At 41.7% G+C, this 20,771-nt stretch carries 18 protein-coding genes; all 18 read right to left on the reverse strand.

Features of this window, described 5'->3' with window-relative positions:
• Positions 1-30: 30 nt before the first annotated feature.
• The 18 genes from MTF64_RS07455 to nusA all read right to left on the reverse strand — a co-directional run bounded on the left by MTF64_RS07455 (position 31) and on the right by nusA (position 20,748).
• Entirely contained in the window at positions 31-381 is a 351-nt protein-coding gene (locus MTF64_RS07455; RefSeq protein WP_138684553.1) for a cupredoxin domain-containing protein, read from the reverse strand.
• 10 nt (positions 382-391) lie between these two features.
• Positions 392-2,635 (reverse strand): heavy metal translocating P-type ATPase, encoded by a 2,244-nt coding sequence (locus MTF64_RS07460; protein ID WP_248451038.1) that lies wholly within the window; start codon positions 2,633-2,635, stop codon positions 392-394.
• Positions 2,632-3,069 (reverse strand): MerR family transcriptional regulator, encoded by a 438-nt coding sequence (locus MTF64_RS07465; protein WP_248451039.1) that lies wholly within the window; start codon positions 3,067-3,069, stop codon positions 2,632-2,634. Before MTF64_RS07465 ends, MTF64_RS07460 begins: the two co-directional genes overlap by 4 nt.
• Positions 3,070-3,219: 150 nt before the next feature.
• Positions 3,220-3,717 (reverse strand): DUF2059 domain-containing protein, encoded by a 498-nt coding sequence (locus MTF64_RS07470; RefSeq protein ID WP_054982209.1) that lies wholly within the window; start codon positions 3,715-3,717, stop codon positions 3,220-3,222.
• Positions 3,718-4,008: 291 nt separating this feature from the next.
• The gene (locus MTF64_RS07475) at positions 4,009-4,341 is read right to left on the reverse strand and encodes a Na+/H+ antiporter subunit G (RefSeq protein WP_004585897.1); all 333 of its coding nucleotides are present in this window, start codon (positions 4,339-4,341) and stop codon (positions 4,009-4,011) included.
• Between the two features lie 9 nt (positions 4,342-4,350).
• The gene (locus MTF64_RS07480) at positions 4,351-4,620 is read right to left on the reverse strand and encodes a K+/H+ antiporter subunit F (protein WP_004585896.1); all 270 of its coding nucleotides are present in this window, start codon (positions 4,618-4,620) and stop codon (positions 4,351-4,353) included.
• Positions 4,614-5,150: a Na+/H+ antiporter subunit E gene (locus MTF64_RS07485; protein WP_055253050.1), complete on the reverse strand. Its 537-nt coding sequence runs from the start codon at positions 5,148-5,150 to the stop codon at positions 4,614-4,616. The genes MTF64_RS07480 and MTF64_RS07485 overlap by 7 nt, the downstream gene beginning before the upstream one ends.
• Positions 5,150-6,667, reverse strand: coding sequence for a monovalent cation/H+ antiporter subunit D (locus MTF64_RS07490; protein ID WP_054982207.1), 1,518 nt, complete (start codon positions 6,665-6,667; stop codon positions 5,150-5,152). The genes MTF64_RS07485 and MTF64_RS07490 overlap by 1 nt, the downstream gene beginning before the upstream one ends.
• Positions 6,664-7,017 carry a Na+/H+ antiporter subunit C gene (locus tag MTF64_RS07495; protein WP_004585893.1) on the reverse strand — a complete coding sequence of 118 codons (354 nt, stop codon included), beginning with the start codon at positions 7,015-7,017 and terminating at the stop codon, positions 6,664-6,666. The genes MTF64_RS07490 and MTF64_RS07495 overlap by 4 nt, the downstream gene beginning before the upstream one ends.
• Entirely contained in the window at positions 7,017-9,809 is a 2,793-nt protein-coding gene (locus MTF64_RS07500) for a monovalent cation/H+ antiporter subunit A (RefSeq protein WP_024033786.1), read from the reverse strand. Before MTF64_RS07500 ends, MTF64_RS07495 begins: the two co-directional genes overlap by 1 nt.
• Before the next feature lie 154 nt (positions 9,810-9,963).
• The gene (locus tag MTF64_RS07505; RefSeq protein ID WP_121637201.1) at positions 9,964-11,097 is read right to left on the reverse strand and encodes a hypothetical protein; all 1,134 of its coding nucleotides are present in this window, start codon (positions 11,095-11,097) and stop codon (positions 9,964-9,966) included.
• Positions 11,081-11,959: a lipoprotein NlpI gene (nlpI, locus tag MTF64_RS07510; protein ID WP_029773956.1), complete on the reverse strand. Its 879-nt coding sequence runs from the start codon at positions 11,957-11,959 to the stop codon at positions 11,081-11,083. The genes MTF64_RS07505 and nlpI overlap by 17 nt, the downstream gene beginning before the upstream one ends.
• A 140-nt stretch (positions 11,960-12,099) precedes the next feature.
• The gene (gene pnp / locus MTF64_RS07515; RefSeq protein WP_004585889.1) at positions 12,100-14,226 is read right to left on the reverse strand and encodes a polyribonucleotide nucleotidyltransferase; all 2,127 of its coding nucleotides are present in this window, start codon (positions 14,224-14,226) and stop codon (positions 12,100-12,102) included.
• A gap of 499 nt (positions 14,227-14,725) precedes the next feature.
• Positions 14,726-14,995, reverse strand: coding sequence for a 30S ribosomal protein S15 (rpsO, locus tag MTF64_RS07520; protein WP_004585888.1), 270 nt, complete (start codon positions 14,993-14,995; stop codon positions 14,726-14,728).
• Positions 14,996-15,104: 109 nt separating this feature from the next.
• Positions 15,105-16,049, reverse strand: coding sequence for a tRNA pseudouridine(55) synthase TruB (gene truB, locus MTF64_RS07525; RefSeq protein WP_248451040.1), 945 nt, complete (start codon positions 16,047-16,049; stop codon positions 15,105-15,107).
• Positions 16,049-16,456: a 30S ribosome-binding factor RbfA gene (rbfA, locus tag MTF64_RS07530; protein ID WP_004585886.1), complete on the reverse strand. Its 408-nt coding sequence runs from the start codon at positions 16,454-16,456 to the stop codon at positions 16,049-16,051. The genes truB and rbfA overlap by 1 nt, the downstream gene beginning before the upstream one ends.
• Positions 16,457-16,565: 109 nt before the next feature.
• The gene (gene infB, locus MTF64_RS07535) at positions 16,566-19,223 is read right to left on the reverse strand and encodes a translation initiation factor IF-2 (RefSeq protein WP_004585885.1); all 2,658 of its coding nucleotides are present in this window, start codon (positions 19,221-19,223) and stop codon (positions 16,566-16,568) included.
• Between the two features lie 25 nt (positions 19,224-19,248).
• The gene (nusA, locus tag MTF64_RS07540; RefSeq protein WP_248451041.1) at positions 19,249-20,748 is read right to left on the reverse strand and encodes a transcription termination factor NusA; all 1,500 of its coding nucleotides are present in this window, start codon (positions 20,746-20,748) and stop codon (positions 19,249-19,251) included.
• Between the last annotated feature and the right edge of the window lie 23 nt (positions 20,749-20,771).

Consider the following 20,771-nt stretch of genomic DNA (forward strand, 5'->3'; position numbering starts at 1 on the left):
CGTATTAATGTTACTTCATCAACTCACTGGTTACTCAGCGATTAACTTACCTTTATACATTTTCATTTGGCAATGAAAGTCGTACTCACCTGCTTTAAGTGCAGGCAAAGTGATTTTATTATCTCCCATTGCAAGGCTTTCACTTACATCAAGCTGCGGGAACACCATAGTTTCGGCGCACGGTGCACTGTCTTTTCTATCAAATGTAAGTGTTACTTTTTTATTGGCCGCCACCTTTATATGACTTGGTTGATAAACGCCGTTATCTACCACTATGGTTTGCGTATTATCATTACTGTGTATTTGCTTTGGCTTATAAAGCCAAAACCAATAAATAATGGCCGCTATTAATACTGCACCAAGTAAATTTATCATTAACATTATCGACTCCTTAGCGCTTATTGGGTTTATAAAAACGTAAGCGATTAGCATTGGTGACTACTGTCAGTGATGAAAGCGCCATAGCTGCGCCCGCCACTACTGGGTTTAGTAGTACACCAATAAACGGATACAACACACCGGCTGCAATAGGGATGCCCGCAACGTTATATATAAAGGCACCAAACAAGTTTTGTTTAATGTTTTTAATTGTTGCCCTGCTAATGGCAATAGCATCGGCAAGGCCATGAAGTGAGCCACGCATTAAAGTAATATCGGCGCTTTCTATGGCTACATCTGTACCTGTGCCAATTGCAAAACCGACATCTGCTTTAGCAAGCGCGGGGGCATCATTGATCCCATCACCCGTCATGCCTACAATCTCGCCTTGCTGCTGACGTTTAGTGACTTCGTTTACTTTATCCTCTGGCAACACTTCTGCGATAAAATCATCAATACCGACTTTTTTAGCCACAGCGTGTGCGGTCGCTTTATTATCGCCAGTGAGCATTACTAGATGAATACCTTCATTTTGCAAGCGCTTGATTGCCTGTACTGAGTCTTCTTTAAGCGGGTCCGCTACCGCAATTAAGGCCATTAGTTGATTATTACAGGCAAAGTACATCGGGGTTTTTGCATCATTTGCAAAGGTGTGTGCTTGCTCTATGGCGTCATCAACTGCAATCTCGTATTTATCCATAAGCGCTTTATTGCCAAATAACAGTGTTTGCCCATTCACCGCTCCACTTACACCTTTACCGGTAATCGCATCAAAGTCGGTAACTTTACTCAAGGTTACATTTTGTTTTTGAGCGTACTGTGTAATCGCCTCCGCAAGTGGGTGCTCAGAGCTACTCTCGAGGCTTGCAACTAATTGCATTACGTTATTTTCATCTGCGTTATTAAACGTTACAACATCTGTTACCTGTGGTGCACCTTGGGTGATAGTGCCGGTTTTATCTAAAATCATGGTAGTAATTTTAGAGGTCGTTTGCAGTGACTCGCCATTGCGAATTAATATGCCAAACTCGGCGGCTTTACCTATTCCCACCATTACCGACATAGGCGTTGCTAAACCCAGCGCACATGGGCATGCAATAATCAGCACGGTGGTTAACGCTACCACTGCATAAGCTATTGAAGGAGCTGGGCCAAAATTCAACCATGCAAGGGCTGCTAGTATCGCAATTATCATTACTGTGGGCACAAAAATGCCCGATATAACATCGGCTAATCGCCCTATTGAAGGCTTAGAGTTTTGCGCGCGTTTTACCATATTAATGATATTGGCAAGGGTTGTTTCTTGGCCTATATGTGTGGCTTCAAATAATAATGTACCACTTTTATTAATGCTGCCAGCAACCACTTTATCGCCAGCTTGTTTACTCACTGGCATAGGCTCACCCGTGAGCATAGATTCATCTAATCTGCTGCTACCTTCGAGCACATCACCATCTACCGGGATTTTTTCGCCTGGGCGTACCCTTACATGGTCGCCCTTTTGCACATCACTAATGTCTATATCTTGCTCTGCGCCATCGCGTATTACACGGGCTGTTTTTGCTTGTAAGCCAATTAAACGCTTAATAGCCTGCGAAGTACGTCCACGCGCTTTCACTTCAAAAGCCAGGCCTAAACTAATTAACCCGATTATCATTGAAGAAGCTTCAAAATAAACGTGCCTTGCAACCTCAGGTAGTAAGCTAGGCGCAAGCACAACAAACATTGAATATAACCACGCAGTGCCCGTTCCCAAAGCAATAAGCGTATCCATGTTAGCCCCATGATTTTTAAATGACTGCCAAGCACCTTTATAAAATTGCTTACCTGCTACAGCCATAACGACAAACGTGATAATACCGACCACACCCCATGCAATTCGCTGGTTAGTGGTTGTCACGCTCATATCAAAAATAAGCCCATAAATCATAAGCGGTACGCCCACACCTAAAGCCAGCATCATGTTGCGCATTAGCTTTTTGTAATGTGCCTCGTCTGACTTGGCTTTTTCATCAAGCGCATCTTGCTCTGATGTGTTATCCATAGGTTTTGCGCCGTAACCTATATTTTCAACGGCGCTAATTAATGTGCTTTGCTGCGCGCTGCCCTCTACTCGTACCGTGCGATCTGCAAAGTTCATTTCGACATTGTTTGCGCCTTGCACACTATTGAGGGCTTTTTCTATTTTGGCTACACAACTGCCACAATTAGCACCTTCAATAATAAAGTTTTGCTCTGTTGTTTTACTGCTACTCATTGCACATCTCCGCTTTTGTTTGGCTCAACAAGTGGGTCAACAAACGTCTCTATTAAGCTACACACATCACTTGCAACAGCGCCGTCTGCCGATGTTTCCCACTGTTTTAACGCCGCGTGCATACGCACTCGTAATTTAAGGGTTTCTTGAAACAAGGCTTCGGTTTCTTCTAAACGTTTTGCAATAATTTGCCGTGTAAGTGGGCATGGGCAATGCCCTTGTTCTGACTCGCCAATGATATGCTGTATATCTTTTAGGGAAAACCCGAGCTTTCGGGCGCTTATAATAAACTGTAAACGTTGGCGGTCTGCTTTTGTATATTGTTGATAACCATTACTTTGGCTACGTATGGGCGTTAAAAGGCCTATTCGTGTGTAATGACGAACTGTATCAGGCGTTACACCCATTAACGTCGCTAATTGCTTAACATACATAATTTAGCCCCCTTAGATTTTAGAGCTCAATTGTAAACCTATGTGTGACACACAGGTCAATAGAGGGGAGCATTAAAGCATAATTTAAATTTACTGGAGCTGATAAAATAAAAGCGCGCTAATGAGCGCGCTTAAAAAGAGGCAGAGAGATTAATTTTCTTGTTGGCGAGAGGCTTTTAGCTCTTCACTTAGCTCACCGGCTATTTGCTGAATTTTTGGCATTGCATCTTGCACTAAGCTTTGCGACATTTGCATAGACTCTTGCATTACTACAGGCATTTTTTGAAGAATTTTTTGCCCTGTTTCAGTTTTATAAAACGCCAGCATGTCGGCAATTTCTTGCTCGTTAAAATGTTTGTCGTAAACGTTAACCATCATCGGCTGCATTTTTTTCCAGCTCATTTCGGTTTTAAGTACGTTGGTCATATCTGCATAGTATTTATCAAAAATAGCTTGCTCAGAGGGCTTAACACCCATTTGTGCAGACATGTTTTTCATCATGCCCTCAACTTGCCCGTACATTGAGTCAACCATAGCATCCATGTTCATCACGTTTATCAGCTCATCTATTTTTTGCTGCTTAGTTGCTTCGTCAGCCAATACGCTGCCAGAAAATATAAGTAACGAAAGTAATAGTGCCTTAGCCATTGTCATATCCTTAAATATAAAAAGTAAGACCATACTCACATGATTAATATCAATCCGCAATAATACTTACTCATTTTACGGGGCTAAACGGGTCGCTACTTACGTTAAAAAATGCTCATTCAGAACAACTAAATAGCTAATTTTTTACTAAATTATCAACACGTTTTACCAGCCTCAGAATAAATTACTTAATTATGCGAACGGGTATAAAATAGTTTGTAAATGTGTAAACCCATACTAAAAAGGCCAAATAAAACATGTTTATTTGGCCTTTTTATCAGTGCACAGGGGCTAATCGTCTTCTACGTTATCGAGCCCTTTTGTGCCTTCCTTTGCTTTAAGCTTATGATGGATCGCTGATTTTATTAACATATACCCACTAATAGGGGCAGTGATTAATAAAAACACGGTAATTAAAATCTCTTTTACGCTTATGGTGTGCACCGACGTTGCAAAAAACACCATTGCAGCAATTAATATGCTGGCCATACCCAGTGTTGTTGCTTTAGTAGGGCCGTGTAAGCGCATGTAAAAATCAGGTAATTTAATTAAGCCCAGCGACCCTATTAAAATAAATAGCCCACCAAAAAGTAGTAATATTGATACAACCCACTCGCTTATCATTTTAATATCCTATTCAATTAAGTCGCCGCGTAGTAAATACTTACATACTGCAACAGTACTTATAAAGCCAAGCATCGCGATTAATAACGCGGCTTCAAAGTACAAACCAGTGCCCATACTAATGCTGTATAAAATAATTAACGCGATAACATTAATGTACATAGTATCTAGGGCTAAAACTCTATCAGGCACTGAGGGGCCAATAATTAATCGCCATAGGTTTAACAGTAACGATAAACCAATCATGGCAAATACAATAAGTAATACAGTATCTAACATTGAAATATCTCCTTTAGGGGAGCTTCGTAGCGCTGTTTAATTTGTTTAATAAGTGCCTCTTCATCTTTTAAATCAAGCACATGTATAAGTAAATAGCGCTGTTTAGGCTTTTCGCCTTCGTCTAGTGACTCAGGAATAGGATATACCTCGGCACTTACTGTACCAGGTGTAAGAGATACACAACTGGCAAGAATTGTAATGGGCATATCGTGTATTAAATCTATAGGCACTTTAACAAAAGCAGGGCGTAACTTTTTAGCTGGGCCAACGATTAATAAGGCTACCTGCAAATTAGCAACCACTATATCGTAAAGTACAATGAGTAATTGTTTTAGTGCCAAACCTGGTTTTAGTATTAAAGGTTGCGGATCACGTAATGAAACACTTAATAGCGGTATAAATATCGCAAAAAACGTAGCTAATACTATATGCCCTGCGGATACACTATTATTAAGCAACAACCAAATTAAGAATAAAAACAAACTACGAAACGGCGTTGGCAACCAACGATAACGGGCTTGTAACCTCATTACTCACCTCCCTTCATAACTGCATTAATGCCACCACTTATGTCATGCAATTGCGTAGCAGCACTGACCATGTATTCACTTATTGGTCCGCCAAAAACAACTAACAAAGGTGAGCACGCAAGTAGCCCTACAATTATCATCACTTGTAATGGGTGAGCATTTTCGCCCTCGGCGCTTTCTGTTTTATTGCCTTTTCTTTCCCAAAACATACTTGTACCAGCACGAGAAAGTGCAACTAATAAAACAAAGCTAGCAATTAAATAAACAGGCCAAAATAGTAAGGCTTGCTCGCTATTTAAGGTTGTTTTGAGGATCCAAACTTTTCCAACAAACCCCGATAGCGGCGGCATACCTACTACGGTTAATGCAGCAATTACAAAGCATGCCCCTAATAAGTAAGGTTGGTTTACGGCTCGTCCGGCAACCAGTCTATCCCCTACTTTGCCCCTTTGTGTGGCAATTAAATCAGCTAATAAAAATAGTGCAGCGCTGACTAAGGTGGAGTGCACTAAATAATAAAGCAATGCAGCTGTTGCAGTGACGTTTTGCAGTGCAATTAGAGCGACTAACGTGCCCACTGATACAACAACTAAATTTGCCGTTAACTTACGTAAATCTTGCGCAGCCATTACGCCAATTGCACCAACCACTATAGTAGCAATGGCTAAGCCCCATAACCACGATTGCGCCATATGTTCAAGCTCACCGGCTTGCTCACCAAAAATAACGGTATAAACGCGCAACATGGCGTATACACCCACCTTGGTCATAATAGCAAATAAAGCGGCAACCACAGGCTTTGCACTGGCATAAGTATTTGGTAGCCACAAGTGCAAAGGGAGCAATGCAGCTTTTAAAGCAAATACAACTAACAGCAGTAAGCCGCCGGCCTTCGCCAAATAGACATCATCGCCCGTTAACAGGGCTACTTTTTGCGTCATATCAGCGATGTTTAATGTACCCAGTACGCCGTATAAAATACCTAAACCAATTAAAAATACGCTCGAGCCAACCAAATTTAATATGACGTATTGGAGCGCTGCACGGGTATTTTGTTTATCTCCGGCATGCATAAGTAGTGAGTATGAAGCAATCAACAACACCTCAAAAAATACAAATACATTAAATAAGTCACCCGTTAAAAATGCCCCATTAACACCTAATATTAAAAAATGAACTAATGGATGAAAAAAGTTTCCTTTTGCATCATCGCCGGCACAGCCATATAAAATGACTCCCATTCCTAAAAAGGATGTAAGTGCAACCAATAAAGTAGAAAGCATATCGGCAACAAGCACTATGCCAAAAGGAGCAGACCAATTACCAATAGCGTATACATTGATACCACTGTTATATATATGGATTAACAGCAATGCACTAACAACAAATGTGATCACCGCCATAATTGATGAGGCAATACGGCGAATACGTAAACTTTTACCACAGGGTGGCAAAAGCAATATTACCGCTGCCAACATAGGTAATAAAATAGGCAAAGAGGTTAAATGTTGAATCATTTTTGCTCCTTGCTATCGGCTGCGCTTTTGATGATTTGCCCATCAACATGATCGCTTCCTAAATCGGCTCTACCACGTATAGCCAAAATAACCACAAACGCAGTCATTGCAAATCCTATCACTATTGCAGTAAGCACTAGTGCTTGAGGTAAAGGGTCGGCATATTCAGCCCCTGTACCAAGTACAACCGCTTTATTTATGGTTAAGCGACCCGCAGAAAACAAAAATAAGTTAACGGCATAGGAAATCATAGTAAGGCCAAGCACTACCGGAAACGTACGGGCCCTTAGCAGTAAAAACACACCACAACTAACTAATACACCAACGCAAGATGCGTACAATAGCTCCATTAAATATTTACCTCTTTTTTCTGGGTATCTGCTGTCATGTTGCCAAGGCTTGCTAATATCATTAACGTGGCTCCAACCACTGTTAAATAAACGCCTAAATCAAACACAATTGCGCTTGCAAGTTCTGTTTTGCCAATAAATGGGATATCGAAATAATCAAACCACGTAGTTAAAAACGGCCGTTCAAAGAACCAGCTACCGACTCCAGTAAACAAGGCAATACCGATACCTGATGCAATAATTTTCCGGTAGTTGACTGCAAAGCGCTCGCTTATCCAAGCTGAGCCATGAGCCATATACTGCAATATAAAGGCAATTGATGTTACTAACCCTGCAATAAAGCCGCCGCCAGGTAAGTTATGACCACGTAAGAAAATATAAGCCGATACTAATAATGCAAGCGGTAATAAGCTATGCGAAATACTGGCAAGTAGTATAGGGTGTCGCTCGCGTGCCCATGGGCGCCCTTCACCATCACTTGCTGGCATGAACAATGGAATACGAGAAAGCACTTTAAATATACCCAACGCTGCAATACCCAATACGGTTATTTCGCCTAGGGTGTCAAAGCCCCTAAAATCAACCAAAATAACGTTTACTACATTGGTACCGCCACCTCCTGTTTTGGCATTGGCTATGAAAAAATCTGATATCGATTCGAGTGGGCGCGTAAGTAATGCATAACATATACTTGCCACCACAACACCTAATGTTGAGGCTATCCCTAAATCTCTGAGTACTCGTAACGAGCTAGACTCTTTAGGCGTATGTTGTGGTAAGAAAAACAACGCCAACATTAATAAAATAACGGTTGCTACTTCTACCGTTAATTGCGTAAGCGCTAAGTCGGGCGCAGAAAAACGCGTAAACGCCACCGACACCATAAGCCCTACAATAGAAATCATTAGTAACGCAACTACGCGTGAGCGATGCCAAATAACGGTAGCAAAAGCACCTATAATCAATAGGCCTGCACCTATTGCGTTATGCACATCAACCGGAATACGCGGCATACTACCCGCTAATTGTTGCATTTCAAATAATGGCCAACCGGCACATAACAATACCACCGCCAGCATTACAAAAATGTAGCGTTGTAATGAGCCGTTTTCGATAGTGTTTACCCTGCTTTGGCACCAATTAATAACTTTAAGCACAATTAGCTCAAAGGTTTTTTTAGCATTAAGTGGCGGTAATGATGCTTGAAATTGAAATAGGTATTTACGATTTATATAAATAAACAAACCACCCACTACCGCCATGGCGCTCATTAATAGCGGTAAGTTAAAACCATGCCATATAGCCAGTTCGTACTCTGGTACCTTTTGACCAAGTACAGCCAAAGACGCAGCAGATAAAATGCCATCGACTGAAAAATGCGGGAACAAACCAACCAGCACACACAGCACAACCAATACTTCAATAGGGAGTCGCATATAACGTGGAGCCTCATGCGGCTGGCGTGGTAAATCAATTGGCTCGCCATTAAAAAATACATCGTGAATAAAACGCGACGAATAAGCCACCGATAACGCCCCTGCAATAGTGGCTAACACCGGGATTAACCACGACATAGAGCCAAGCACTTGCTGATGTAAGGTTTCGGCAAAAAACATTTCTTTAGATAAAAAGCCGTTAAGCAATGGCACACCCGCCATTGAAGCAGCCGCAACCATGGCAAGTGTGGCCGTATACGGTAAATACCGCCACATACCATTAAGCTTACGCATATCACGAGTGCCGGTTTCATGGTCAATTATACCTGCTGCCATAAATAGCGAGGCTTTAAACGTGGCATGATTAATAATATGGAATATTGCCGCCACAGTAGAGAGCTCAGTATCTAGGCCCAATAACAGGGTAATTAATCCTAAATGGCTAATGGTTGAGTACGCTAACAGGCCTTTTAAATCGTGTTTAAATAAGGCGATATAAGCACCAAATAAAAGCGTTGTTAAACCGGTTAAACCAACCAGTAAAAACCAAGTGTCTGTACCTGAAAGTACTGGGTGAAAACGCGCTAATAAAAATATACCTGCTTTTACCATAGTCGCAGAGTGTAAATACGCGCTAACAGGGGTTGGGGCTGCCATAGCGTGAGGTAGCCAAAAATGAAATGGAAACTGTGCCGATTTAGTAAATGCACCTAGCAAAACTAATACCAGTGCTGTTTCGTATAAATCATGTGATTGAACAATTGCCTTGCTAGCTAAAATTACATCTAGGTCGTAACTGCCAACGATATCGGCCACTAACATTAAACCTGCCAGCAATGCTAAGCCACCAGCACCGGTAACAGCTAGCGCCATGCGAGCGCCCTTTCGTGCTTCTGTTTTATGCCACCAATAGCTAATTAATAAAAACGAGCTAATGCTGGTCAGTTCCCAAAACAGCCAAAGCTGAATAACATTGTTAGACATAACAATGCCCAGCATTGCGGTCATAAACAGCAATAAGTAACTATAGAGCTTAGCTAAGGAGTCGTTTTTACTCAGATAATAACGTGCGTAGGTAATTACCAGTATGCCTATGCCTAAAATCATAAACATAAACAGTAAGCTCAAGCCATCAAGACGAAATGATAAGTCCAGTCCAACAGCGGGGATCCACGTTACAGCATAACGAATCGTTTCACCTGCTAAAATAGCGGGGGTGTGGTATAGCGTAATACCTAATGCTGCTAAAGGGGCAAGTACAGTGACAGCTGCAGCTTGCGTACGGGATAGTTTGCCGGTGCATGAAGAAATAACACTGCCAATTAAGGATAACAAAGGTATCCAGAGCAAAGTCATAATGTAGGGCCTTTTATAATCATAAGTTTATCCTTACGTTTTATACATCACGAAAAGATGCTTTTACTGTCTGTTTTTAAACGACATTAATACGTACAGTTATACTTATAAACGGCCATTTTGTCTATAGATAGCAAGCCTAATCGATTTAAATTTAATCAAGCTGAGCGGTTTTAGCAGCATTGATTTGATCAACCCACAAAGCCCTGTACCGCTTTGATAAACCGAGTTGTTGATACTGCATAATTGACCATTGCTTAGTTGGCTTATATGCCACGCCGCCTTGCTGGCAACTTAAGCTTTTGTGCCATCCATTTGGCGCAGCCTCACCTTGCGAAATATATAAATTTGGGGCTACGTATCCTTGGCGTTTACACAACCAGCGCTGTTTAGAAATAGGCAGCGTATATTCATCTTCAAAACCACTAAAGTGCATTAGCTCATGCAAAAATACATTATAGTTTGCTTGGGTACTTAGCTGCATTTTTTTACCTGTTACATTGGCGCTGCCGCTCGTACCCATAATTACAGTGTAGTCATAGCCGTTAGTAGACTGCGCTTTTACGTGCGCGTTTTGCCATAAGCAATTAGCCATGTCCGAGGTGGGAGCGCAGTCAATTGCGCCCCCAGCGTAAACCGGTTTACTTAAGCAATACGCCCCGCTTTGCGGCTCAGGTTTTTTATTATACTGCGCGGCAAAACTTGATAACTTAAACAAGGCTTCTCTATTTACACCTAATAGCAGCACATTGTAACTACAGCTATTGTTAATCGGCGGGCGTGTATTTAACGCTGCAAAACCAAGCTGATGTAAAAAGGAAGGCGAAACTTGCTCATAGTCACTCCCTTTGTGCAGCGCTAAATGGTTAAATGCTGCGCCTTTAGGCAGTAAGTTTTGAGCTAACAATAGTTGAAGGTCATTCCAGCGACCTTGCTTTAAAAGAGCATGCGCGAGTTGTTGGCGCTTGTTGTGCCCAACATGCTCTATACTTTGTAGCCAAAATAACTTTGCTTGCTCGTTTTTGCTTGCATTAATCAGCTTTAAAGAATAATTGTACTGAGCTGATGGGATATTTTTACGCGCTAAAAAGCCTAAGGTCAGCTCGGGAAGATGTGCAATATTATTTGAAAAGTAACGGGGAAATTGCCAATAACTTTGCAGCGGATTAGCCTGAGCGTGAAGTACATGCCAAAAGCTAATGCTGCTTAACTGGTTGCAAGAGCCTGCAATAAGCAGGCTAAATAGCAAACCAATTAGATAACACAGGTATTTAACTAGCGTCTGCACCAGCCATAAGCTCAAGCTCTAAACGTGCATATTTGTATTCAATAAACTCATGCACATTAGTGGATAATGCCAACCTAAAGTAATCAGCAGCTAAAAACTGCTCACCGGCTGCTTGATGCATTTTGGCTAAATAAAAGTACGCCTCGCACAAGCGCTGTGCGTATTCTTGCTCTGACTTAACGCCCTCGCTAATACCCGATAAAAACGTATGCTCACTCATATCGCCGGTATAAAGCGAAATTAACTGATAAGCCCATTGCGATTCATCAAGGGCTGCAGCATTTGTTTTAAGAGCCGCTAATGCTTGTTGTTTATCCTCTTGTGATTGTGCAAGGTAAAGCCATAACACACGATAAGGATCGTTTGGTGAACGCGCTAAAAACTCATCAAAGTCACTTTGCGCTAGGTTTGCTCTTTCACCATAATACAGTGCAATGCCACGGTTTAAATAAGCGTATTCATGCTCTTCATTAAGCTCAAGGGCTGAGTCAAAAAACTCATACGCTTTTTCGTATTGCTGCATTAAAGTGTGCTGAATACCTAAAAAGTTATACACCTCAGCTAAATCAGGCTTTAGTTTTATAGCGCGGTTAAAATCAATGCGCGATAACGTGGTCATTCCTAAGCTATCAAATAATACCCCACGGTCATAATAAAGCTTAGCTTGTTGCTCGGTACTTAAATCGGCTCGATTTAATAGCTCAGAGTAACGTGCAATCGCAATTTCACTTCTAAAGTCAGATGCAAGGGGTGCAGTAAAAGGCACATTAACAATCGGCGTAGGTTTTGATTCAGTCGTGGTTTGGCAAGCGCTTAAAGACAAAATAGCAAAAGATGCCAAAGCTAAATGTTTGAGTATCATTAAAATCCTTAATACCAAGATATATCGCAATAAAAATAAGACAGACCTTGTCTAATAAGGTTTCATTAAAGCATAAAAAAAGGGGCTAAACAGCCCCTTTTTTATTATCCCGCGTATATTAACGGGTTAAAGTTTAGCAATTATGCGTCTTTTGACTCATCAGCTGCAGGTGCTGCTGATTCCATTGCTTCTTTAATGCTTAGACGTACACGGCCTTGGCGGTCTACTTCTAGTACTTTAACTTTAACTTCTTGACCTTCACTTAAGTGGTCAGTTACGTTGTTAACACGCTCTGTGCTGATTTGAGAAATATGCACTAGGCCATCTTTACCAGGAAGAATGTTTACAAACGCACCAAAGTCAACAATACGTACAACTTTACCAGTGTAGATAGTACCTACTTCTAGTTCTGCTGTTAATTGCTCAATACGTGTAATTGCGTTTTGCGCGCTTTCACCGTCTGTTGCAGCAATCTTAATTGTACCGTCGTCTTCAATTTCAATTGTTGTGCCTGTCTCTTCAGTAAGTTGACGGATTGTAGCGCCACCTTTACCAATTACTTCAGCAATCTTCTTAGCAGGAATTTGCATAGTGTAGATGCGAGGAGCAAACATTGATAATTCTTCAGAAGGAGCAGAAATCGCTTCATCCATCACACCTAAAATGTGTAAACGTGCAGCTTTTGCTTGTTTAAGCGCAATTTGCATGATTTCTTGTGTGATACCTTCAATCTTGATATCCATTTGTAGTGCAGTGATACCGTTAGTAGTACCTGCTACTTTAAAGTCCATGTCACCTAAGTGATCTTCATCACCTAAGATATCTGAAAGAACAACAAACTTCTCATCTTCTTTCACAAGACCCATCGCGATACCCGCAACAGACGCTTTAATTGGTACACCCGCGTTCATAAGAGCTAGTGACGTACCACAAACAGATGCCATTGAAGACGAACCGTTAGATTCAGTGATTTCAGATACAACACGAATTGAGTAAGGGAACTCAGTAAGTGTAGGCATTACAGCAGAAATACCACGCTTAGCTAGGTTACCGTGACCAATTTCACGACGCTTAGGAGAACCTACAAAACCAGTTTCACCTACACAGAATGGAGGGAAGTTGTAGTTAAGCATAAAGTGGTTTTTGTGAGTACCCGTTAAATCATCGATTAACTGTGAATCACGTTCTGTACCAAGTGTAGCTGTAACTAATGCTTGAGTTTCACCACGAGTAAAGATTGCAGAACCGTGAGTACGTGGTAATACGCCTGTCATTACGTCTAATGCACGGATCATGTCTGGTTCGCGACCATCGATACGTTTTTCACCAGCAGTGATGCGGCCACGTACAATTTTCTTCTCTAAAGAACCAAATACTTTACCTACTTCTTGCTTATCAAGTGTTTCATCTTCAGCAAGCTCGCTTGTAAGCGCTTCAATTACAGCGTCTTTTGCTGCAGTTAATGCTTCTTTACGCGCTACTTTATCGGTAATACGGTAAGCTTCACCTACTTTATCAGCAGCAAGTTCAGCTACTTTTTCTTCAAGCGATACGTTTTTCTCAGGTGCAGACCAATCCCATGTAGGCTTGCCCGCTTCTGCTTTAAATTCGTTGATTGCGTTGATAATAGCTTGAGATTGCTCATGGCCGTATACAACCGCACCTAGCATTACGTCTTCAGCTAGTACGTCAGCTTCTGATTCAACCATTAGTACTGCGTTATCAGTACCTGCAACTACTAAATCAAGTTGGCTTTCTTCAAGCTCTTTTAGTGTTGGGTTAAGTACGTACTCACCGTTGATGTAACCAACGCGTGACGCACCAATTGGGCCGCTAAATGGGATACCAGAGATAGCAAGTGCTGCTGATGTACCAATCATCGCAACCATATCTGGTTGGATTTCAGGGTTTACAGAAACAACGGTTGCAATAACTTGTACTTCGTTTACGAAACCATTTGGGAAAAGTGGACGAATTGGACGGTCAATAAGACGTGCAATAAGTGTTTCGCCATCGTTAGGACGACCTTCACGCTTTAAGAAACCACCCGGGATACGACCCGCAGCGTACATACGCTCTTGGTAGTTAACTGTTAGTGGGAAAAAGTCTTGACCAGGTTGAGCTTCACGCTTACCAACGACAGTAACTAATACTGACGTGTCGCCGATGCTTGCTAATACTGCGCCGTCTGCTTGACGTGCGATTGCACCTGTTTCTAGGGTAACTGTGTGTTGACCTAGTTGAAATTCTTTAATAATTGCTTGCACTTAAAATATTCCTTAAATGTTTTTATATTTCATTAATAAGTGTCATTAAAAGGGCCAATTACAGTACATAATTGTATTCAGTTGGAAATCAATTAAGTACTACAATTGGCAAAATTTTTAATGACTGCAGATAACCTATTTATCTACGCGCATAGTATATACCAAAGCGACGTAAAATTGCGAGCCTACCCAAAGATAAAACGTAATCGCTTTTGCCGCATTATTTTTTAATTGTTTTATCGCAAAGCGTTTAATTAAGCGTGTAATTTTTAGCTATGAAAAACCTTTAGATAGCTAGGTGAATAATTCGCTATTAAATTGTTCTTAAAGATAATTTTAACGCAGTGGTTGCAAGCGTTGCCTACCCTTAATTGTTAAGTGCTAGCAAAGGTTGATGTTATTTATATTGCAGGGAGATTAAGTTAACGATGGAGTGTGAAGCGTTAAATTTAGGCACAAAAAAAGGAGCTATAAAGCTCCTTTTCTCGTAATCAAGTTCTTAGCGACGTAGGCCAAGCTCTTGGATTAACGCAGTATAACGCGAGATATCTTTACCTTTAAGGTAATCAAGCAATTTACGGCGAGTACTTACTTTACGAAGCAGACCACGACGTGAGTGGAAGTCATGCTTGTGGTCAGCAAAGTGACCTTGAAGCTTGTTGATATCAAAAGTAAGTAAAGCTACTTGTACTTCAGGTGAACCAGTGTCGCCTTCAGCACGTGCAAATTTAGCAATGATATCGATTTTTTCTTGATTGCTTAGTGACATAATAACTCCAAAAGTTAAATTTAATAGGTGCTTTAGCCGATCACTAATTCAGCCAAAACGATTAAGCGGGCGTATTCTACCAACTATGAGAATAACTACAAGTTAAAGTTTACTCGGGTTGCTGATTAGACAAGCCACGTTTTGATTTTAAATGCCCGTCAGGGTTGCGCTCACCGGTGCCAATAAAAACACCATCAGCAAGAACTTTAATTGCCCCTTCGGGTAAATCAGTGCCTAATACTACTGCTTGGCCATGGCTAAACGAAACGCCCTGCTCTTTGCTAATTTCTACAACGGGTAAATCAACCAATGCACTATCCATTGGCAATAGTAATTCATCAAGGTATGTAGAAGAGGCCACCTCTTCTTCTTTAGCCTTGGCTAATAAGGTTTCAAGGTGCTCAAGCGATACCATTTTATCTTTAGGGTAATGGCCAACCGCTGAGCGATGCAGCATAATAACATGTGCGCCACAGCCTAGGTTTTCGCCTAAATCATCAACAATGGTACGAATGTACGTCCCTTTAGATACATGGGCGGTCATTTGTACTTCGTTGTTTGCTTCATCAAACTCATCAAGCGTTAAGCTAAACACGTTTATTTTTCGGCATTTACGCGGTACTTCAATGCCTTCACGCGCGTATTTATATAAAGGCTTACCTTCATATTTAAGCGCTGAGTACATTGATGGATACTGATCTGACTCGCCTAAAAACTTTTCAATTTCTGCAGCTAACTGTTCAGTGGTAACGTTTACATCACGGGTTTCAACCACTTCGCCATCTGAATCAGAGGTAGTTGTACGCTCACCTAGCTTTGCTCTTACCACATAGGTTTTATCTGTATCGAGCAAAAATTGGGTAAACTTGGTCGCTTCACCAAAGCAAATAGGTAGCATGCCAGTGGCCAGTGGGTCTAGCGCACCGGTATGGCCAGCTTTTTGGGCAAAATAAATACCTTTAGCTTGCTGTAGGGCTTTGTTCGATGAAATGCCTTGAGGTTTGTTTAACAACAAAATACCATCAATCGGACGGCCTTTACTGCGTCTTGCCATTAGTCTTTAGTGCCTTCTTCGCTATCAGTTTCATCATCAACATGTTTAGCGTTATCTTCGCGAATAACCGAGTCCACTAAGTTAGAGATACGCATCCCTTCCATTAGTGAGTTATCTACTACAAATTTAAGCTCAGGCATTATACGAGCACGAATACGCTTACCTAGTAACGAGCGGATATAGCCCGTTGCTTCGTTAAGTATTTTTGCGCTTTCTTTTGCTTTGTTTTCATCTTCGGTATTAAACACCGTAATAAAAACTTTTGCGTAAGATAAATCGCGCGATACTTCTACCGCAGACACTGTCACCATGCCTAAGCGCGGATCTTTAATTTCGCGTTGTAAAATTACAGCAATTTCTTTTTGAATTTGCTGAGCAACACGATCAGTGCGAGAAAATTCTCTCATGATTGTTTTCCTAAAATCATAACTTACTGAATTAAAATAATAAGTTAATTAAATAATGGATACAGAAATGGGGGCAAAGCCCCCATTTACAATCTTAGTTTACGAGCAATTAAAGTGTACGTTGTACTTCAACTGTTTCGAATACTTCGATTTGGTCACCAACGCGAACATCGTTGTAGTTCTTAACGCCGATACCACATTCCATGCCGTTACGAACATCCTGAACGTCATCTTTAAAGCGACGTAGTGACTCAAGCTCACCTTCGTAAATAACCACGTTATCACGTAGTACACGAATTGGTGCGCTGCGTTTAATAGTACCTTCAGTAACCATACAACCAGCAATTGCGCCAATTTTTGGAGACTTAAACACGTCACGTACTTCAGCAAGACCAATAATCTCTTGCTTAAACTCAGGAGCAAGCATACCAGACATGGCTTGCTTAACTTCTTCGATTAGCGCATAGATTACGCTGTAGTAGCGAAGGTCTAAGTTTTCAGTATCAATCACTTTACGTGCAGATGCATCAGCACGAACGTTGAAGCCAACTACGATTGCGTTAGATGCAGCAGCAAGTGTTGCATCAGTTTCGGTGATACCACCTACGCCAGAACCAACAATCTTCACTTTTACTTCATCAGTAGAAAGCTTAGTTAGTGAGTCTGAAATTGCTTCGATTGAACCTTGAACGTCTGCTTTAAGTACCACGTTAACTTCTGATACATCGCCTTCAGCCATGTTAGTAAACATGTTTTCAAGCTTCGCTTTTTGCTGACGAGCCAATTTAACGTCGCGGAATTTACCTTGACGGTATAAAGCAACTTCACGCGCTTTACGCTCATCTTTAACAACAGTCGCTTCATCACCTGCAGCCGGAATACCAGATAGACCTAAAATCTCAACAGGAATAGAAGGACCCGCTGATTTAATGTCTTTACCGTTTTCGTCTTTCATTGCACGAACACGGCCGTATTCAAGACCACACAGTACGATATCACCTTGGTTAAGGGTACCTGATTGAACTAAGATAGAAGCAACCGGACCACGTCCTTTATCAAGACGAGATTCAATTACAACACCTGCTGCCATGCCTTCTGATGGAGCACGAAGCTCTAAAAGCTCAGATTGCATAAGAACAGCTTCAAGTAAGTCATCAATACCTAAGCCTGTTTTAGCTGAGATATGAACGTACTGCGTATCGCCGCCCCAATCTTCAGGGATAACATCTAACTGAGCTAGCTCGTTTTTAACGCGATCTGGATCTGCGCCTTCTTTATCCATTTTGTTTACAGCAATGATTAAAGGAACGCCAGCTGCGCGAGCATGCTGTACCGCTTCTTTAGTTTGTGGCATTACACCATCGTCAGCTGCAACCACTAGGATTACGATATCTGTCGCTTTAGCACCACGTGCACGCATTGATGTAAACGCGGCGTGACCTGGCGTATCTAAGAAAGTGATCATGTTGCCGTTAGTTTCAACGTGGTATGCACCAATGTGCTGTGTAATACCACCGGCTTCGCCTGATGCAACTTTAGCTGAACGAATGTAATCAAGCGTTGATGTTTTACCATGGTCAACGTGACCCATTACAGTTACTACTGGCGCACGCGGCTCAGACTTACCATCTTCATGACGGTCATTTAGTACTGTTTGCTCTAATTCGTTTTCTTTAACGATGATAACTTTGTGACCCATTTCTTCAGCAACAAGTTGTGCTGTTTCTTGGTCAATCACTTGGTTAATGGTAACCATGTCACCCATTTTCATCATTGTTTTAACAACTTCAGCGCCTTTAACAGCCATGCGTGATGCAAGCTCAGCTACTGTAATTGTTTCGCTAATACGCACTTCATTTTTAACATCTGCAGTTGGTTTTTGGAAACCATGTTGCAATGACGTAGGTGCTTTTAGCTTGCCTTTACGGCCTTTAGCGCCTGCAAATTTATCTTTTGCTGGGGCTTTTTTCTTTTTCTTCGCGCGGCGTGAACCTTGCTCATCACGTGCATCGGCAACATCTTCTGCCTCACGTGCATAAGTAGAAGTCGTAAGATGGTGATCCGCGGTTTCTTCGCGTTTCTTACGTTCTTCTTCTTCTTTTTTCCAGCGAGCTTCATTTTCTTCAGCTAGCTTTCTTGCCTCTTCTGCTTGACGTTTCGCTTCTTCTTCAGCTTTCTTCAATGCGGCCTCTTCTGCTTCTTTCTGCAGACGCTCAGCTTCGATGCGATCTTTCTCAGACTTAGCACTTTGCTCTGGGGTCATCTGCTGTTGTTTAGCTTTACGCTCTGCATCTGCTTTGCGTTTAGCTTCTTCTTTGGCTTTACGATCAGCGTCTTCTTTTGCTTTACGTTCTGCCTCTTGTTTCGCTTTTAATTCAGCGGCTTCTTGTGCAGCTTTTTGCTGCTCTTCGATACGCGCTTTTTCTTCAGCGGCTAGACGTTGCTGTTCTTGCTCTTGCTCCATTGCGCTCTTTTTCACGTAAGTACGTGTTTTGCGAACTTCAACTTGAACAGCTTTTGCCTTACCCGTAGAGCCCGTTACACTTAATGTGCTTTTGCTCTTACGTTGTAAAGTCATACGTGCTGGGCCATCTGAACCAGTACCACCGTGCGATTTGCTTAAGTGATCAAGTAACTGTGCTTTTTCAGCTTCAGTTACATTATCACCTGCTTTTTTAGTGATACCCGCTTGTGAAAATTGCTGAAGCAATTTATCAACAGTTGTACCTATATCGCCGGCTAGTTTTTCAACATTTACTTCTGCCATAGTGTGTAATACCTCCGTTAATAAATTACTCGTCTGCGAACCAACAAATATTACGTGCAGCCATAATTAGCTCACCTGCTTTTTCAGGTGTTAGCTCTGTAATATCTACCAATTCATCAATACCTTGCTCAGCTAAGTCTTCAAGTGTAACTACACCCTTGCTTGCCATAACAAATGCTAGATGACGCTCTAAGCCTTCAAGCGCAAGTAAGTCTTCTGCAGGCTCTACACCTTCTAAGCTTTCTTCCGTTTTAAGCGCTTTAGTGGTTAATGCATCTTTTGCACGTGAGCGCAGTAAATCAACCGTTTCTTCATCTAGGCCGTCGATTTCTAAAAACTCAGAAGCTGGCACATATGCTACTTCTTCAAGTGTTGAGAAACCTTCGTTGATAAGTAATGATGCAAATTCATCATCAATATCTAAGTTTTCAGTAAATAAGTTAATTAACTTATCTGACTCTGCTTCGTTTTTAGCGCGCATGTCTTCAACAGTCATTACGTTTAGTTCCCAGCCAGTTAATTGGCTTGCTAAACGAACATTTTGACCATTGCGACCAATTGCTTGTGCTAGGTTATCAGCTTCTACAGCGATATCCATTGAATGAGTGTCTTCATCCATTACGATTGAAGCTACTTCAGCCGGTGCCATTGCGTTAATAACAAACTGCGCTGGGTTGTCATCGTAAAGTACGATATCAACACGCTCGCCACCAAGCTCTGATGATACAGCTTGAACACGTGCACCACGCATACCAACACACGCACCTACTGGGTCAATACGCTTGTCGTTAGATTTAACGGCGATTTTAGCGCGTGAACCCGGATCGCGTGCTGCAGCACGAAGCTCAATCATTTCTTCGCCAATCTCTGGCACCTCAATGCGGAATAATTCCATCAGCATTTCTGGTTTTGAACGCGTTACAAATAACTGTGCGCCGCGAGCTTCAGGTTTAACTTCGTAAAGAAGACCACGGATACGGTCACCCGGACGGAAGTTTTCACGTGGCAGCATATCGTCACGGTAAATAACCGCTTCTGCGTTGTTACCTAAATCAAGTACAATTGCATCACGTGTTGCTTTTTTAACGACACCTGTTACTAGCTCGCCTTCTTGATCTTTATAAGCTTCTACAACTAAAGCGCGCTCAGCTTCACGTACTTTTTGTACGATAACTTGCTTTGCCATTTGTGTAGTTATGCGGTCGAATTTGATAGATTCAATCTGTTCTTCAACATAATCACCCAGTTGCAAGTCAGGTTCTTCAACTTGAGCTGCTTCTAATGTGATTTCGCTGTAAGGGTTTTCTAAAGAACCATCTTCTTGAACTTCTGCAATCTGCCAACGACGGAACGTGTCGTAATCACCGGTTTTACGGTCGATTGATACACGTACTTCAATTTCGCCATCGTGTTTTTTCTTTGTCGCTGTTGCTAGAGCGAACTCTAACGCTTCAAAAATCTTTTCTTTTGGAACCGCTTTCTCATTGGAAACGGCTTCAGCAACCAATAATATCTCTTTTGCCATGGGTAATGCCTCGCTTGCCCTAT

This window comes from Pseudoalteromonas sp. 2CM41L, assembly GCF_023161905.1.
Classification (GTDB): domain Bacteria; phylum Pseudomonadota; class Gammaproteobacteria; order Enterobacterales; family Alteromonadaceae; genus Pseudoalteromonas; species Pseudoalteromonas atlantica.

Bases quoted from the DNA above. Each gene is read 5' to 3' on its own strand.
- MTF64_RS07455 (WP_138684553.1), bottom strand. From the start codon at position 381: ATGTTAATGATAAATTTACTTGGTGCAGTATTAATAGCGGCCATTATT.
- MTF64_RS07460 (WP_248451038.1), bottom strand. From the start codon at position 2,635: ATGAGTAGCAGTAAAACAACAGAGCAAAACTTTATTATTGAAGGTGCT.
- MTF64_RS07465 (WP_248451039.1), bottom strand. From the start codon at position 3,069: ATGTATGTTAAGCAATTAGCGACGTTAATGGGTGTAACGCCTGATACA.
- MTF64_RS07470 (WP_054982209.1), bottom strand. From the start codon at position 3,717: ATGGCTAAGGCACTATTACTTTCGTTACTTATATTTTCTGGCAGCGTA.
- MTF64_RS07475 (WP_004585897.1), bottom strand. From the start codon at position 4,341: ATGATAAGCGAGTGGGTTGTATCAATATTACTACTTTTTGGTGGGCTA.
- MTF64_RS07480 (WP_004585896.1), bottom strand. From the start codon at position 4,620: ATGTTAGATACTGTATTACTTATTGTATTTGCCATGATTGGTTTATCG.
- MTF64_RS07485 (WP_055253050.1), bottom strand. From the start codon at position 5,150: ATGAGGTTACAAGCCCGTTATCGTTGGTTGCCAACGCCGTTTCGTAGT.
- MTF64_RS07490 (WP_054982207.1), bottom strand. From the start codon at position 6,667: ATGATTCAACATTTAACCTCTTTGCCTATTTTATTACCTATGTTGGCA.
- MTF64_RS07495 (WP_004585893.1), bottom strand. From the start codon at position 7,017: ATGGAGCTATTGTACGCATCTTGCGTTGGTGTATTAGTTAGTTGTGGT.
- MTF64_RS07500 (WP_024033786.1), bottom strand. From the start codon at position 9,809: ATGACTTTGCTCTGGATACCTTTGTTATCCTTAATTGGCAGTGTTATT.
- nlpI (WP_029773956.1), bottom strand. From the start codon at position 11,959: ATGATACTCAAACATTTAGCTTTGGCATCTTTTGCTATTTTGTCTTTA.
- rpsO (WP_004585888.1), bottom strand. From the start codon at position 14,995: ATGTCACTAAGCAATCAAGAAAAAATCGATATCATTGCTAAATTTGCA.
- truB (WP_248451040.1), bottom strand. From the start codon at position 16,049: ATGGCAAGACGCAGTAAAGGCCGTCCGATTGATGGTATTTTGTTGTTA.
- rbfA (WP_004585886.1), bottom strand. From the start codon at position 16,456: ATGAGAGAATTTTCTCGCACTGATCGTGTTGCTCAGCAAATTCAAAAA.
- infB (WP_004585885.1), bottom strand. From the start codon at position 19,223: ATGGCAGAAGTAAATGTTGAAAAACTAGCCGGCGATATAGGTACAACT.
- nusA (WP_248451041.1), bottom strand. From the start codon at position 20,748: ATGGCAAAAGAGATATTATTGGTTGCTGAAGCCGTTTCCAATGAGAAA.